Origin of the sequence: Pseudomonas brassicae, assembly GCF_010671725.1 — a bacterium.
GTDB classification, from domain to species: Bacteria; Pseudomonadota; Gammaproteobacteria; order Pseudomonadales; family Pseudomonadaceae; genus Aquipseudomonas; species Aquipseudomonas brassicae.
In genome coordinates, this window is record NZ_JAAHBU010000100.1 from 1 (window position 1) to 14,499 (window position 14,499).

Annotated in this window: 17 protein-coding genes and 2 pseudogenes; 11 read left to right on the forward strand and 8 right to left on the reverse strand. The window is 64.1% G+C overall.

Annotation, left to right across the window (positions count from 1 at the left end):
- Positions 1-8 precede the first annotated feature (8 nt).
- The gene (locus G3436_RS08580) at positions 9-671 is read right to left on the reverse strand and encodes a glutathione S-transferase family protein (protein ID WP_163943638.1); all 663 of its coding nucleotides are present in this window, start codon (positions 669-671) and stop codon (positions 9-11) included.
- A gap of 144 nt (positions 672-815) precedes the next feature.
- On the opposite strand from G3436_RS08580, the gene G3436_RS08585 reads away from it, so the two are divergent.
- The 3 genes from G3436_RS08585 to G3436_RS08595 all read left to right on the forward strand — a co-directional run bounded on the left by G3436_RS08585 (position 816) and on the right by G3436_RS08595 (position 4,456).
- Positions 816-1,100, forward strand: a complete 285-nt coding sequence (locus G3436_RS08585) for a hypothetical protein (RefSeq protein ID WP_163943591.1) — start codon at positions 816-818, stop codon at positions 1,098-1,100.
- A gap of 88 nt (positions 1,101-1,188) precedes the next feature.
- A complete protein-coding gene (locus G3436_RS08590; protein WP_163943596.1) occupies positions 1,189-1,437 on the forward strand; it encodes a TIGR02647 family protein in 249 nt (82 codons plus the stop codon).
- Between the two features lie 169 nt (positions 1,438-1,606).
- The gene (locus G3436_RS08595) at positions 1,607-4,456 is read left to right on the forward strand and encodes a class I adenylate cyclase (RefSeq protein WP_163943599.1); all 2,850 of its coding nucleotides are present in this window, start codon (positions 1,607-1,609) and stop codon (positions 4,454-4,456) included.
- Here the strand turns inward: G3436_RS08595 and rnk are convergent, their stop codons facing one another.
- From rnk to cyaY, 3 genes are all read right to left on the reverse strand, one after another.
- On the reverse strand, positions 4,457-4,876 hold the full coding sequence (gene rnk / locus G3436_RS08600) for a nucleoside diphosphate kinase regulator (protein WP_163943603.1): 420 nt from the start codon (positions 4,874-4,876) through the stop codon (positions 4,457-4,459).
- 153 nt (positions 4,877-5,029) lie between these two features.
- Positions 5,030-5,245, reverse strand: a complete 216-nt coding sequence (locus G3436_RS08605) for a DUF1289 domain-containing protein (protein ID WP_163943606.1) — start codon at positions 5,243-5,245, stop codon at positions 5,030-5,032.
- A 1-nt stretch (position 5,246) separates the two neighbouring features.
- The gene (cyaY, locus tag G3436_RS08610; protein ID WP_163943609.1) at positions 5,247-5,579 is read right to left on the reverse strand and encodes an iron donor protein CyaY; all 333 of its coding nucleotides are present in this window, start codon (positions 5,577-5,579) and stop codon (positions 5,247-5,249) included.
- Positions 5,580-5,775: 196 nt separating this feature from the next.
- On the opposite strand from cyaY, the gene lptM reads away from it, so the two are divergent.
- From lptM to G3436_RS08640, 6 genes and pseudogenes are all read left to right on the forward strand, one after another.
- The gene (gene lptM / locus G3436_RS08615) at positions 5,776-5,910 is read left to right on the forward strand and encodes an LPS translocon maturation chaperone LptM (protein ID WP_163943612.1); all 135 of its coding nucleotides are present in this window, start codon (positions 5,776-5,778) and stop codon (positions 5,908-5,910) included.
- 13 nt (positions 5,911-5,923) lie between these two features.
- Positions 5,924-7,171, forward strand: coding sequence for a diaminopimelate decarboxylase (lysA, locus tag G3436_RS08620; protein WP_163943615.1), 1,248 nt, complete (start codon positions 5,924-5,926; stop codon positions 7,169-7,171).
- A gap of 4 nt (positions 7,172-7,175) precedes the next feature.
- Positions 7,176-8,005 (forward strand): annotated as a pseudogene (gene dapF, locus G3436_RS08625) (diaminopimelate epimerase).
- 13 nt (positions 8,006-8,018) lie between these two features.
- Positions 8,019-8,756 (forward strand): DUF484 family protein, encoded by a 738-nt coding sequence (locus G3436_RS08630; protein WP_163943618.1) that lies wholly within the window; start codon positions 8,019-8,021, stop codon positions 8,754-8,756.
- Positions 8,756-9,655, forward strand: a complete 900-nt coding sequence (gene xerC, locus G3436_RS08635; RefSeq protein ID WP_163943621.1) for a tyrosine recombinase XerC — start codon at positions 8,756-8,758, stop codon at positions 9,653-9,655. The genes G3436_RS08630 and xerC overlap by 1 nt, the downstream gene beginning before the upstream one ends.
- Positions 9,652-10,347, forward strand: coding sequence for an HAD family hydrolase (locus tag G3436_RS08640; RefSeq protein ID WP_163943623.1), 696 nt, complete (start codon positions 9,652-9,654; stop codon positions 10,345-10,347). Before xerC ends, G3436_RS08640 begins: the two co-directional genes overlap by 4 nt.
- Positions 10,348-10,514: 167 nt before the next feature.
- On the opposite strand, the gene sutA is transcribed toward G3436_RS08640, so the two are convergent.
- The 3 genes from sutA to glnK all read right to left on the reverse strand — a co-directional run bounded on the left by sutA (position 10,515) and on the right by glnK (position 13,009).
- On the reverse strand, positions 10,515-10,838 hold the full coding sequence (sutA, locus tag G3436_RS08645; protein WP_163943626.1) for a transcriptional regulator SutA: 324 nt from the start codon (positions 10,836-10,838) through the stop codon (positions 10,515-10,517).
- A gap of 466 nt (positions 10,839-11,304) precedes the next feature.
- Positions 11,305-12,630 carry an ammonium transporter gene (locus tag G3436_RS08650; RefSeq protein ID WP_163943629.1) on the reverse strand — a complete coding sequence of 442 codons (1,326 nt, stop codon included), beginning with the start codon at positions 12,628-12,630 and terminating at the stop codon, positions 11,305-11,307.
- 40 nt (positions 12,631-12,670) lie between these two features.
- Positions 12,671-13,009 carry a P-II family nitrogen regulator gene (gene glnK / locus G3436_RS08655; RefSeq protein WP_002555808.1) on the reverse strand — a complete coding sequence of 113 codons (339 nt, stop codon included), beginning with the start codon at positions 13,007-13,009 and terminating at the stop codon, positions 12,671-12,673.
- Positions 13,010-13,351: 342 nt separating this feature from the next.
- Between glnK and G3436_RS08660 the strand changes: the two genes are divergently transcribed.
- The gene (locus tag G3436_RS08660; RefSeq protein WP_163943632.1) at positions 13,352-13,615 is read left to right on the forward strand and encodes an accessory factor UbiK family protein; all 264 of its coding nucleotides are present in this window, start codon (positions 13,352-13,354) and stop codon (positions 13,613-13,615) included.
- Positions 13,616-13,660: 45 nt separating this feature from the next.
- Positions 13,661-13,804, forward strand: a pseudogene (locus G3436_RS28500) (type II toxin-antitoxin system HipA family toxin); the annotation flags it as partial.
- Here the strand turns inward: G3436_RS28500 and G3436_RS08670 are convergent.
- A complete protein-coding gene (locus tag G3436_RS08670; RefSeq protein WP_163943635.1) occupies positions 13,800-14,240 on the reverse strand; it encodes a GNAT family N-acetyltransferase in 441 nt (146 codons plus the stop codon). The pseudogene G3436_RS28500 and the gene G3436_RS08670 overlap by 5 nt on opposite strands.
- Positions 14,241-14,499 lie beyond the last annotated feature (259 nt).

Here is a 14,499-nt window from a genome sequence, read left to right on the forward strand (position 1 = left end):
ACACCGGCTCAGCGCTTGCCGCTGCGCACCATATCGAGGAAGGCCGGCATCTGCGCCTCCTTGTCTGCCAGAATCTTCTGCACATTCGGATTGTTCCTGAACTGCTCCAGCAGCGCCCTGGCCTGCGGGAAGTCTTCGAGCAGGTCCAGATCGTGCACTTTCTTGCCCACCGCCCAGGCCAGGTCGACGCTGAAGCAGAAGAACAGGTCGGCCATGCTCAGGCTGTCACCCGCCACATAGGGGCTGAACCTGCCGTTGCGCTTGAGGGTTTCGATGCCGGCGATCAACTCGTCGCGGGCCTTGGCCTTGATCGCGTCCGGCACCTGCATGCCGAAGAACGACTGCGGGTAGCAGGCGCGTGCCGGCAGCTCGATGTACAGCTCGATTTCCTTGGCCAGCTCACGCACCTTGGCGCGGGCGAACGGGTCCTTGGGCAGCAGCGCCTTACCAGGCTGGGTCTGTTCGATGTAGTCGATGATCAGGTCGGTCTCGCTCAGGAAACCCTGCTCGGTTTCCAGCACCGGCACCTTGCCTCGCGGGCTGACCTTGAGCGCTTCGGGCTTCTGGCCGCCAAAGAACAGCACCTCCTCGAAGGGCAAGCCTTTCTCCAGCAACGCCAGTTTGGCCATGTTGTAGTAGTTGCTGACTGCAAAACCATGAAGCTTGAGCATGAAACTGCCTCCAGGCCGATAGGGGTTGGCCGGGCAGTTATAGACCGAACCCCCGGCACTGACCAGCATCATGCTGCGTGTCGATAGCGCGGCATTGATGCTTGCCCCATGGCAAACTGGGGGCCCATTCCAAGGAGAGCGCCCATGAGCGAGCCCACCGACATCGACAATGATGAAGAAGAATTCGCCGAATCGACGCTGACCCAGGCCATCGAGAACCAGATCGAAAGCGACAACCCGCCGGCGGCCAAGGCCACCTTCAACAAGCTGACCCTGGTAGGCTACGAGCGCGAGGATATCCTCAATCTCATGGCTCACGTGCTGGCCTGCGAAATCGATGCGATGCTCGAAGACGACCGTGCCTTCGACACCGAGTGGTACGAGACGGCCCTGCGTGCGCTGCCTGAATTGCCCCCCGAAAAGAACTGAGACAACAACCGTCGAGCGTGGCTACACTGCAATTCCATGTACCCCCTGCGGGGTGCTGCCGTCCAATTCAGGAAAGTCCGGAGTACCTATGTCGTTTACCCCCGAGCTGATTGCCGAACTGGAAATACTTGCGCTGTTCAACCTGGACAGTACTCAGGAGGGCCTCAAGGTCCACGCCACTGCAGCCCCCGAGGCGATTGCCGCCGCCGGGCGCCTGTTCGACAAGGAACTGATTGATCAGAGAGATGGCGGCTACCTGACCCCGCTGGGCCGCGATGCGGCGCAGAACGTGCAGCAACTGCTGACGATCCTGACCACGGTGGCCGAGCCGGCCTGAGACCTTCTTTGCCCCATTCGCTGGCAGCTGGCTTGCCAGCGAATGGCTGCAGCACGGCACTCAGCCTGTGCGCTGACAAAATGGCGCCAGAAATCAAATAGATTTCAGCCCCTCGCCCTACAGCGGCTAAACTCGCCATTGCTCCCGTGATGGCCAGTCAGAGCCCGCAATGAACCACCCCCACGAAATTCGACCCGACCTCGACCAAGGCATCGACCGCAAGGTGCTCAGCCAGCTGCGCAAGCGTTTTCTGGCGATCAACCAGGGTCGGCTGGCGCGGGCCATGGAGGGCCTTTCGAGCCGCCAGCAGCAGGTGCTCAACCTGCTGGCGCTGTTCTTTCACGTCAATCATCCGCTGTTGCCCGGCTACGTCTCGGGCAACACCCCGGCCGGTATCTCGCGCTACGAGCCAGACGCCGAAGCCCTGGCCGAAGCCCAGCGCCTGACCCGTTCGTTCAGTTACCGCAAGCGCCACGGCGAACCACCTCGCCCGCTGCTGGGGCTGTACCTGATGGGCAGCCTGGGCACCCTGGCCCAGGCCGATGAAAGCGACATGGATGTATGGCTGTGCCACGCCCCGGGGCTGAGTGACAGCGAGCTGGCCGAACTGCGCAAGAAATGCCTGCTGCTGGAGATCTGGGCCGCGTCACAGGGCGCCGAGCTGCACCTGTTCCTGATCGAACCCGAGCGCTTTGTCACCGGCGAGCGCAACGCCACGCTCAGCTCCGACGACTGCGGCACCACCCAGCACTACCTGCTGCTGGACGAGTTCTATCGCACCGCCCTGTGGCTGGCCGGGCGCACGCCGCTGTGGTGGCTGGTGCCGGTCTACGAGGAAGGCAGCTACGCGCGCTACACCCAGACCCTGTTGTCCAAGCGTTTCATCCGCGCCGACGAGAACCTCGACCTGGGCCACCTGGCGCACATCCCGCCCGGCGAGTTCGTCGGGGCCGGCCTGTGGCAACTGTTCAAGGGTATCGAGTCGCCCTACAAGTCGCTGCTCAAGCTGCTGCTGACCGAGGTCTATGCCAGCGAACATCCGCATGTCCAATGCCTGAGCCTGCAGTTCAAGCAGGCGGTGTTTGCCAACCGCACCGACCTCGACGAACTCGACCCGTACATGCTGGTGTACCGGCGTATCGAGCAGTACCTGCAACACCGCGGCGAAGCCCAGCGCCTGGAGCTGGTGCGGCGCAGCCTGTACCTGAAGGTGAACAAGAAGATCAGCCTGCTGGCGCGCCAGCGCAGCAACGGCTGGCAGCGCGACCTGCTCGAACGCCTGACCCGCGAATGGGGCTGGGACGAACGCCAGTTGATGCTGCTCGACAGCCGCAGCCAGTGGAAGGTTCGCCAGGTCGAAGCCGAGCGACGTATCCTGGTCGCCGAACTCAACCACAGTTACCGCTTTCTCGGCCAGTTCGCGCGCAACCCGCACGCCGCCAGCCGTCTCGATCAGCGCGACCTCAACGTGCTTGGCCGGCGGCTGTATGCCGCGTTCGAACGGCGCGCCGGCAAGGTCGAGTTCATCAACCCGGGCATTGCCCCGGACCTCGCCGAAGACACCGTCACGCTGGTACAGGCACCCAACCGCCAGGAGCCCGGGCAGTCTCACTGGAGCCTGTACAGCGGTAACCTGGCCGCGCATGAGTGGGAACAGTTCGTGCCGCTCAAGCGCTACCGCGAGCTGCTCGAACTGCTGGCCTGGGCGCACCGCAACGGGGTGATCGACGGCAGCACGCGCGTGGCCCTGAACCCCGGCAGCAGCGACCTGAGCGAGTATGAGCTGTTCAACCTGCTGGGCAGCCTGCAGCAGAGCGTGGCCCTGCCGTTTGCCGAAGTCAGCGAGGCGCGCCTGCTGCAACCTGCCGTGGCAGATCAGGTCCTGTTGCTGGTGAACGTGGGTATCGACCCGCTGCAGCATCACCGCGACCTGAACATCCTGATGACCACCGAGCGCACCGACTCGCTCAGCTACGCCGGGGTGCGCGAAAACCTGGTACTGACCCTGGACCAGGTCACCCTCAACAGCTGGAACGAAGTGCAGGTGCACCGCTACGACGGTGAGCACGCGCTGCTGCGCAGCCTGCGCGACTACCTCAATACCCTCGGCACCCGGGGCCACCTGCCGACCCTGCGCGTGCGCTGCTTCTGCCACAACCGTGCACAGGCCATCGCGCAGCGGGTCGAAGCGGTCTTCGCCACCGCACAAGGGTTGCTGGCCGAGGGCCTGGGGCATCGCTACCTGATACAGGTGCAGGACCACACGCACGCGCTGGAGCTGCACCAGGGCGCGGTCAACCTGGTCAGCCTGGACAGCCAGACAGCCCTGTTCGCCTACCTGGGCGAAGAGCGTGCCGAGTACAGCCCGCTGCACCTGGACGCCAACGTGCTGGAAGACCATGACCTGGCGCTGGTGCTGCCCGAGGGCCAGCCACAGTGCCTGCAGCTGTTCTACCGGGTGCAGGACAGTTGGGCCGACGTATACATCCTCGATGAGTTCAACGCGCTGTGGCAGCAGCGCCTGCCGTATCACGACGACAGCAGCCTGCTGTTGCCGCTGCAGCGCTTTTTGCAGTCGGTGGTGTTCCGGCACAACGCGCGCCTGCCTTTCGAGGGCCTGCAGGCACAGGGTGCGCTGGACATCCTCTATTACCAGCTACTGCCGGGCGGCAGTGGCAAGGCGCGCCAGGTCGAGGCTCGGCAGGTGCCGGCGAGCACGCTCGACAACCCCGACTACCAGGTGCAGGCGATCATCCAGGCCGGCGTCAACGATGCCTTGCAGGTGACGCTGTACTGCAACCAGAAGGAGTTTTCCGAGCTTGAGCACGGCGACCAGCTGTATGCGGTGGTCGCCCGCGAGATCATCGGGCAGCGCCGTGAGGCCCAGCGCTACCGGTGCTACATCACCGACCTGGACCTCTCCGACCTGTTGGCCGAGGGCCAGGGCTCAAGCATCCTGTACCTGCGCTACAAGCAGGAGTTGGAGCAGGTGCTGAACCAGGCGCTGGCGTCGGCCTGATCAGAGGTCGTAATCGCCGGCCGCCTCGGGCTGGTATTCGACTTCGAGCAGCTTGAGCTTGAGGGTCTTGCCACCGGGGACGGGCCAGTCGATCTGCTCGCCCACCGACAGGCCGAGCAAGGCACTGCCGATCGGCGCCAGGATCGAGACCGTGCCTTCGGGGCCGGCATCCTTCGGGTATACCAGGGTCAGGTGGTAGTCCTTGCCGCTGACTTCATCGCGGCAATGCACGCGCGAGTTCATGGTCACGACACCCGCCGGAACCTCCTCGTGACCAACCACCTGTTCGGCGCGGTCGAGCTCGTCCTGCAGGGCGAGCACACCTGGCGAGTCCTGCGTCTTTTCATCGAGGCTGTCGATCAGACGCTCGAGACGCTGTACGTCCAATCGGGTGAGGATAAGGGAAGGCTTGGTGCTCATGATCCAGTCAGACTCCTTGTTCGTGGGCAAATGTGCTGGGCGCTATAAAGCAAAACCCCGCCCAAGGGCGGGGTTTTCAGATTTTTCGGCCAGGCCGATCAACCTCGACACTACCACAGCACCATAAATACACAAGGGGCTGACTGCCGGCGCCTAGCCGGCGGCCTGACGCCGCGCCTGGGCCTGGGCGCAGATCTCGCGGCGACGCTGGTCATCGGCCGCACGCCACTGGCGAATGTCCTCCACATGCCGAAAACAGCCCAGGCACACCTTGGCGTCGTCCAGCCGGCACAGGCTGATGCACGGCGACGGTACGGCGGGGCTGACATTGCTGTAGAGCGGCTTGGTCGGTTTGGCTGCGGTGCTCATCTCAGATCTCGTCGAAATCGAGTTTTTCCCCGGCCCGCTCCCAGACGATGCGCTCCAGCATCTCGCCCAGCAGCTCCTCGGTCTTTTCACAGGTCCACTTCTTGCTCTCTTCGTCATAGTCGAAGTGGAAACCACCGGACTTGTCGGCCAGCCACAACTGGCGCAACGGCTCCTGGCGACTGAAGATCAACTGGCTGCCGTTCTCGAACTTGATGGTCAGCACGCCTGCCGAGTTCTCCATGTCCAGGTCCAGGTCAGTCTCGTCGAACAGGTCTTCCAGCGCCTGTTGGGTCGCATCGACCAGGTCGTGAAAACGCGCTTCGGTCAAACTCATTGCAAGAACCTCGAAAAATGTCTGCACACACGCAAGCCGGGCAAGATACGAGCGCAGCGCCGCGAATGCAAAGGTTAACGCCCGCAGCCGATAGCGTGCAGCTGTGCCCGCCCGACGGCTGGACGGCTACATAGGCAAGGTGCCGGGCGCTCGGTATACTCGGGCGCAATACTGCTTAAATTCAAAGGATTTCGCCATGAAGCGCCTGATTTCCTCCCTCGCGGCGCTAGTCGCGATTGCCTGCCTCGTTTCCGCTTGCGGTCAGAAAGGCCCACTGTACCTGCCTGAAGACGGCAAAGACGGCACCAAGTCGCAATCGCACCAGCACTGATTAAGGGATCCCCATGGACGCTTTCAACTACCGCGACGGCGAGCTGTTCGCGGAAGGCGTGGCGCTGTCGGCGATCGCCGAACGCTTTGGCACGCCGACCTACGTGTACTCGCGCGCCCACATCGAAGCCCAGTACCGCAGCTACGCCGACGCCCTGCAGGGCGTATCGCACCTGGTGTGCTTTGCGGTAAAGGCCAACTCCAACCTGGGCGTGCTCAACGTACTGGCGCGCCTGGGTGCAGGGTTCGACATCGTCTCCGGCGGCGAGCTGGAACGTGTGCTGGCCGCCGGCGGGCGAGCCGACCGTGTGGTGTTCTCCGGCGTGGGCAAGACCCGCGAAGACATGCGTCGCGCCCTGGAAGTGGGCGTGCACTGCTTCAACGTCGAATCCACCGACGAGCTGGAGCGCCTGCAGGTGGTGGCCGCCGAAATGGGCGTACGCGCGCCGATCTCGCTGCGCGTCAACCCGGACGTCGACGCCGGCACCCACCCGTACATCTCCACCGGCCTCAAAGAGAACAAGTTCGGTATCGCCATTGCCGATGCCGAAGAAGTCTACGTGCGCGCCGCACAACTGCCGAACCTGGAAATCGTCGGGGTCGACTGCCACATCGGCTCGCAGCTGACCACCCTCGAACCCTTCATCGACGCCCTCGATCGCCTGCTGGGCCTGATCGACCGCCTCGGCGAATGCGGCATCTACCTGCGCCACCTGGACCTGGGCGGCGGTGTCGGCGTGCGCTACCGCGACGAACAGCCGCCGCTGGCCGGTGAATACATCAAGGCCATCCGCGAGCGCCTGGGCGAGCGCGACCTGGCGCTGGTGTTCGAGCCGGGCCGCTACATCGTGGCCAATGCCGGCGTGCTGCTGACCCGCGTGGAGTACCTCAAGCACACCGAGCACAAGGACTTCGCCATCGTCGACGCGGCGATGAACGACCTGATCCGCCCGGCGCTGTACCAGGCCTGGATGGACGTCACCGCAGTGCAGCCGCGTGACGGCGCGCCGCGCAGCTATGACGTGGTCGGCCCGATCTGCGAGACCGGCGACTTCCTCGCCAAGGACCGCGCGCTGAACCTGGCCGAAGGCGACCTGCTGGCGGTGCATTCCGCCGGTGCTTATGGCTTTGTCATGAGCTCGAACTACAACACCCGTGGTCGTTGCGCCGAAGTGCTGGTGGATGCCGACCAGGCCTTCGAAGTGCGCCGTCGCGAGACTGTGGCCGAGCTGTTTGCTGGCGAAAGCCTGCTGCCGGAGTGACCCCATGCTGCTGCGTTTTACCAAGATGCACGGCCTGGGCAACGACTTCATGGTCCTTGACCTGGTCAGCCAGCACGCGCACATCCTGCCCAAGCACGCCAAGCAATGGGGCGACCGGCACACCGGCATCGGTTTCGACCAACTGCTGATCGTCGAGGCACCGAGCAACCCGGAAGTGGATTTCCGCTACCGGATCTTCAACGCCGACGGTTCCGAGGTGGAACAGTGCGGCAACGGCGCGCGCTGCTTTGCGCGCTTCGTGCTGGACAAGCGCCTGACCGCCAAAAAACGTATCCGCGTCGAGACCAAGAGCGGCATCATCGAGCTGGATATCCGCAGCGACGGGCAGATCAGCGTCGACATGGGGCCGCCGCGCCTGGTGCCGGCCGAGATCCCGTTCGAGGCCCCGGCCCAGCGCTGAGCTACCCGCTGGAGGTGGACGGCCGCACAGTGCAGCTCGCCGCCGTGTCCATGGGCAACCCGCATGCGGTATTGCGCGTGGACGACATCAACAGCGCCCCGGTGCACGCCCTCGGCGCGCAGATCGAACATCACCCGCGCTTCCCGCAGCGGGTCAATGTGGGCTTCATCCAGGTCATCGACCGCCACCGTGCGCAACTGCGCGTGTGGGAACGCGGCGCCGGGGAAACCCAGGCCTGCGGTACCGGCGCCTGTGCTGCTGCAGTCGCCGCGATCAGCCAGGGCTGGATGGACTCGCCCCTGCTCATCGACCTGCCCGGCGGACGCCTGTCCATCGAGTGGGGCGGCCCGGGCAAGCCGGTACTGATGACAGGCCCGGCCGTACGCGTGTATGAAGGACAGGTTCGCCTATGAGTGAGTACCAGCCATGACCGATCAGCCCCAGACGCCCGCCCCAGAGCCCAGCGATGTTCACACCACGGACTCGACGCTCAGCGTCGGGGCCCAGGACGTGGCTGCGTACCTGCGTGCCAACCCGGCGTTCTTCGCCGACCAGGATGAACTGCTGCTTGAGCTGCACATCCCCCACCAGCGGGGTGACAGCGTGTCGCTGGTGGAGCGTCAGCTCAAGCTGCTGCGCGAGCGCAACATCGAGATGCGCCATCGCCTCTCGCACCTGATGGACGTGGCCCGCGACAACGACCGCTTGTTCGAGAAGACCCGCCGCCTGATCCTCGACCTGCTCGACGCCGACAGCCTGGAAGCGGTGGTCATGGCTGTCGAAGACAGCCTGCGCCAGGAATTCAAGGTGCCCTTCGTCAGCCTGATCTTGTTCGGCGACAGCGCCGCGCCCGTGGGCCGCTGGGTCAACCCGACCGAGGCGCAACAGGCCATTGGCGGCCTGCTGTGCGCGGGCAAGACGGTCAGCGGCAACCTGCGCGACCATGAGTTGGACTTCCTCTTCGGCGAAGCCCAGCGCAAGGAAGTCGGCTCCAGCGCCGTGGCGGCCCTCGACTACCAGGGCCTGCATGGCGTGCTCGCGATTGGCAGCCACGACCCGCAGCATTACAAGAGCACGGTCGGCACGTTGTTCCTCAGCTACATCGCCGAGGTGCTGGGGCGCGTTGTACCGCGCTTCACGCAGACCCTGCGCCCGGTACGCTGATGGAGCGCCAGCTGGACGCCTTCATCGCGCACCTGCGCAATGAACGCCAGGTGTCCGAGCACACCCAGTTGGCCTACCGGCGCGACCTGGCCAACGTGCTGGCTTACTGTGCCAAGACCGGCATAGTCAGCTGGAGCGCACTGCAGATCCAGCACCTGCGCCAGTTCGTCGCGCGCCAGCACCATGCCGGCCAGTCCGCGCGCAGCCTGGCGCGCATGCTGTCGGCGGTGCGTGGCCTGTACCGCTACCTCAACCGTGAAGGCCTGTGCGACCACGATCCGGCCAACGGCCTGGCAGCGCCCAGGGGCGAACGCCGGCTGCCCAAGACCCTCGACACCGACCGTGCCCTGCAACTGCTGGAAGGTGCGGTGGACGATGACTTCCTCGCGCGCCGCGACCAGGCCATGCTCGAACTGTTTTATTCCTCGGGCCTGCGCCTGTCGGAGCTGACCAGCCTGAACCTGGACCAGCTCGACCTGCCGGCCGGCCTGGTGCAGGTACACGGCAAGGGCAGCAAGACCCGCGTGCTGCCGGTGGGGCGCAAGGCGCGTGAGGCCCTCGAACAGTGGCTGGCGCTGCGCGGCATCAGCGCGCCGCAGGATGGTGCAGTGTTTGTCAGCCAACAAGGGCGGCGCCTGGGCCCGCGTGCGATCCAGCTGCGCGTGCAGGCAGCCGGCGCCCGCGAGCTGGGGCAGAACCTGCACCCGCACATGCTGCGACACTCTTTCGCCAGCCACCTGCTGGAATCGTCCCAGGACCTGCGTGCGGTACAGGAGATGCTCGGGCATGCCGACATCGCCACCACGCAGATCTACACTCACCTGGACTTCCAGCATTTGGCGGCCGTCTACGACAGCGCCCATCCGCGGGCCAAACGCAGCAAGGACAACGACGCATGAGCATCCAGCTGATCACCTTCGATCTGGACGATACGCTGTGGGATACCGCACCGGTCATTGTCAGTGCCGAGGCCGTGCTGCGCGACTGGCTGGCGGCCAATGCGCCGGACCTGGGCGCGGTGCCGGTCGAGCACCTGTACGCCATTCGCGAGCGCCTGGTGCAGGCCGAGCCCGGGCTCAGGCACCGTATCAGCGCACTGCGGCGCAAGGTGCTGTTCCATGCCATGAGCGACGTCGGCTACAGCGAGGCCAAGGCCCACACGCTGGCCAACGAAGGTTTTGAAGTGTTCCTGCAGGCGCGGCACCAGATCGACATCTTCCCCGAGGTGCAGCCGGTGCTGGAGATCCTGCGCCACCGCTACACCCTGGGGGTAGTCACCAATGGCAATGCCGACGTGCGTCGCCTGGGGCTGGCCGACTATTTCAAGTTTGCCCTGTGTGCCGAGGACCTGGGCATCGGCAAGCCCGACCCGCAGCCCTTCCTTGAGGCACTGCGCCAGGGGCAGGCCGACGCCGGCAATGCCGTGCACATCGGCGATCACCCGGGGGACGACATCGCCGGCGCCCAGCAGGCCGGCCTGCGTGCGATCTGGTTCAACCCGCAGGGCAAGGCGTGGGCGGGCGAAAAGCGCCCGGATGCAGAAATACAGCGCTTGTCGCAGTTGCCTGAGCTGCTGCACAGCTGGCGCTAGACCGCGGCGCAGCCTTCGCTGGCAAGCCAGCTCCCACAGGGTTTTGCAGTGCTCATAAATGCTGTGGGAGCTGGCTTGCCAGCGAAAGGGCCGGTACCGACAACCCATAACCGACACCCACAAAAAAGCCCGCAGCGACGGCGGGCTCTTCTGTTCAACGGCGCCACTCAGATAGGGCGGCTACCGTATTTGTTGTCCGGCTTCTTGGGCGGATCGGCGACCACGTTGGCCTCCACTTCCTGCACCTTGCCACCACGCGACAGGAACTCTTCCATCGCACGGGCGAGCGCATCACGCTCCTTCTGCTTGGCTTCCATGCTGGGCATGTCGTCAACCGACACTGCAGCCTTGGACTTGCCTTTGGCTACCGGTGCGGGACTGTCGTCACCGCCATCATCGGCAACGTCGTCAGCAGCTGCTTCAAGGCCTTCATCGGCTTCGTCATCGTCGCCTACTTCGAGGTCGTCGTTTTCCAGATCATCGTCGCTCATGTTCTACCTCATGACTTGCGAAAAGCAGATTAGTTATAGGCCAGCAGCGCCGCGTATGGCCACTGCCGGAACAATCCAGGGCCACGGGTGACCCGTGACCGGCAGCGCCCGCCAGAACGCCTGGCGAGCACCGTGCGAGCCCTTGTCGGGCTCGACTGAAATAAAGAGCGGCTGGCACGGTATCACCAGCTGACCCCGCCGTGAGCGGCCCGTTCAACGACAAGCCTAGCAAAGGGTGTCGAAGTGTGCGGACAGGTCATCAGCACCCCACGGCGCGCATTCTAGCGTGCTGTGGGAAAAAGCAAAGTGCCTAAACATCCTTGTGGGCTGTAAGTTTTATGCTTATCTGCACCGCCAGCGCCAAGGCACCGGAAAAGTGCCCGAAGAAACCGTTTGCGCCTGACCGAATGGACAAAATCCGGGCAAAAAAATGCCCGGCGTACCGGGCACCTTTTTTTCGAGGGTGTTACAGGTTGTAGCCACGCTCGTTGTGTTGTGCAAGGTCCAGACCGACCGACTCTTCCTCTTCGTTGACCCGCAGGCCCATCACCAGGTCCAGCACCTTGAGGATCACGTAGGTGACGATCGCGGTGTAGATCACCGTGAAGCCGACGCCCTTGGCCTGAATCCAGACTTGTGCGCCGATGTCTTCGACGGTCCCGAAGCCGCCCAGTGCAGGGGCTGCGAACACACCGGTGAGGATGGCGCCGACGATACCGCCGATGCCGTGTACGCCGAAGGCGTCCAGCGAGTCGTCGTAGCCCATCTTGCGCTTGAGGCTGGTGGCGCAGAAGAAGCAGATCACACCCGATGCCAGGCCGATCACCAGGGCGCCCATCGGGCCCACGGTACCGGCGGCCGGCGTAATGGCCACCAGGCCGGCAACCACACCCGAGGCGATGCCCAGTGCACTGGGCTTACCGTGGGTGATCCATTCGGCGAACATCCAGCCCAGGGCGGCGGCGGCGGTAGCGATCTGGGTCACCAGCATGGCCATGCCGGCGGTGCCGTTGGCGGCGGCGGCAGAACCGGCGTTGAAGCCGAACCAGCCGATCCACAGCATGGCCGCGCCCATCAGGGTGTAACCCAGGTTGTGCGGCGCCATCGGGGTGGTCGGGAAGCCTTTGCGCTTGCCCAGCACCAGGCACGCTACCAGGCCGGCGATACCGGCATTGATGTGCACCACGGTGCCGCCGGCAAAGTCCAGTACGCCCCAGTCCCACATCAGGCCACCGGCACCCGCCCAGACCATGTGGGCGATGGGGGCGTAGACCAGGGTGAACCACACGGCCATGAAGATCAGCATCGCGGAGAACTTCATGCGCTCGGCAAAGGCACCGACGATCAGGGCCGGGGTGATGATGGCGAAAGTCATCTGGAAGGTGATGAACACCGCCTCAGGGAACAGCGCCGTCAGGCTGTCGGGGGTGACGCCGGCCAGGAAGGCCTTGGAGAAACCACCGACGAACGAATTGAAGTTGACCACGCCCTCTTCCATACCGGTGGTATCGAAGGCCAGGCTGTAGCCGTAGACCATCCACAGAATGCTGATCAGGCCGGTGATCGCGAAACACTGCATCATCACCGAAAGCACGTTCTTGGAACGCACCATGCCGCCGTAGAACAGTGCCAGGCCCGGAATGGTCATGAACAGCACCAGCGCGGTGGCAGTCAGCATCCAGGCGGTGTCGCCGGAGTTGAGTACGGGGGCAGCTGCCTCCTCTGCCATGGCCAGGCCAGGCATTACGAGGGACAAAAGGGCTCCTAGCCCTGCGAACTGACGCAGAGTCATATTGTTTTCTCCTGGGGCGTTGGGTTTGGGGCGGCGTTACTTAAATCGCGTCGGTATCGGTTTCACCGGTACGGATGCGGATGGCCTGTTCCAGATTGACCACGAAAATCTTGCCGTCACCGATCTTGCCGGTGTTGGCCGCCTTGGTGATGGCCTCGATGACCCGGTCCAGGTCCTTGTCGTCGATGGCGACATCGATCTTCACCTTGGGCAGGAAATCGACTACGTATTCAGCGCCGCGATACAGCTCGGTGTGGCCTTTCTGCCGTCCGAAGCCTTTGACTTCCGTGACGGTAATGCCCTGCACGCCGATTTCCGACAGCGACTCGCGCACGTCGTCCAACTTGAATGGCTTGATGATGGCAGTGACTAGCTTCATGAAACTCTCTCCCGAATTGGTGGACTTGCCCCAGGAAAACAAACCCGACTCAAGTCTAAGCGCAGCGCCTGGCTTTGTAACGCGTCGTTGGCCTTTATCCCCAAGGCCCGACACCAGTGCATGGGTCACCAGGGTCTAAGCAGAAACCTTGCCATGTCTGCCAAAGCCATCATTTACAACGACTTGCGTGCAATACCAGGGATTGGCCAGTCGCCAGCAGGGGTTGCGTGCACACTAACGGTGCACAGCAAATTGTGGCGGTGCGCGAAAAGCGTGCGGGGCGAGGGCTGCCGGGGTGCGTGATACACTGGCGGCCTCTTTGGATTTACTGGACGGACCAACATGCTCGCGCCCAAAGCCTTTCTCGATGCCCTGAGCGACCAGGCCTCGCGCCTGTTCAGCGGTGACACCGCGCAGCCGCGCAGCGAACTGGAGAGCCAGTTCAAGGCGCTGTTGCAGAGTGGTTTCAGCAAGCTGGAACTGGTCAGCCGTGAAGAGTTCGACAGCCAGATGGTGGTGTTGGCGCGTACCCGTGCGCGGCTGGAGGCGCTGGAAGCCAAGGTCGAGGCAATGGAAGCGCGATTGAACCCGGTGGCTGCCGAGTAATCCCGCAGCCCGGTCTTACCGGCAAGCGCTATGACCTTACGTGACGATAAACGCCTCATCCTGGCCAAGCCGCGTGACCGTCATGACGCCGTTGATACGCCCAGCGTGGAGCATGCTTGCATGACCTTCGCTGCACAGGTCGGGCTGAATGTCGCGCCAACCACGCTCTACCGAGGGCACGCGATCAGCGCGCCTTTTCGTACCGCACATCCCCCTCATCCAACTGCGCCACCACCGCCCACCCCAGCCGCTGGTAGAAACCATTCGCGCGCACCGTGTCGCGGCCATCCGTTTCCAGCCAGATACGTGGGTGCCGGGCAAACAGTGCAGCTTCGGCTTCGAGCATCAGCCGACGCGCCAGCCCTTGCCCTTCGAAGGCGGGTGTGACGAACAGGGCAAACACACAGGCATCCTCCAGATCGACCATGGCAAACGCCACCGGCGTGTCATCGACTTCGGCCACCCACGCGCAGGGCGCCGCCGTTATCGCATCAGCCAGACGTGAGGGCGTGATCCCCATTTCCAGCATCTGTTCACGCGAAAGGTGGTTCTGGACGACACTGGTGCGGATCTGGAACAGCGCTTCGATGTCGCAAGTGGTGGCGAGGCGTATGCGCGCAGGCATGGCGGACTCCTGTCGGCTGTGCTTTTGTAGGCGCCGGCGTCGCCGGCAAAGGGTTGCACCGCAGTCCCGGCACAGGCGCCGCATTCTTCAGCAGCGGCGCCTGAAGCGTCAACCGCTGCAAAACCCCGACTCACTCTCCCCCCGACCCCAGCGCCGCGCTCCACTATCCTTGCCCCTGCCGCAGGACGCGGCGTCGTCTCGATCATGGAGTGTGCATGTCCCTCGCCCTTGTCCACAGCCGCGCCCAGGTCGGCGTACT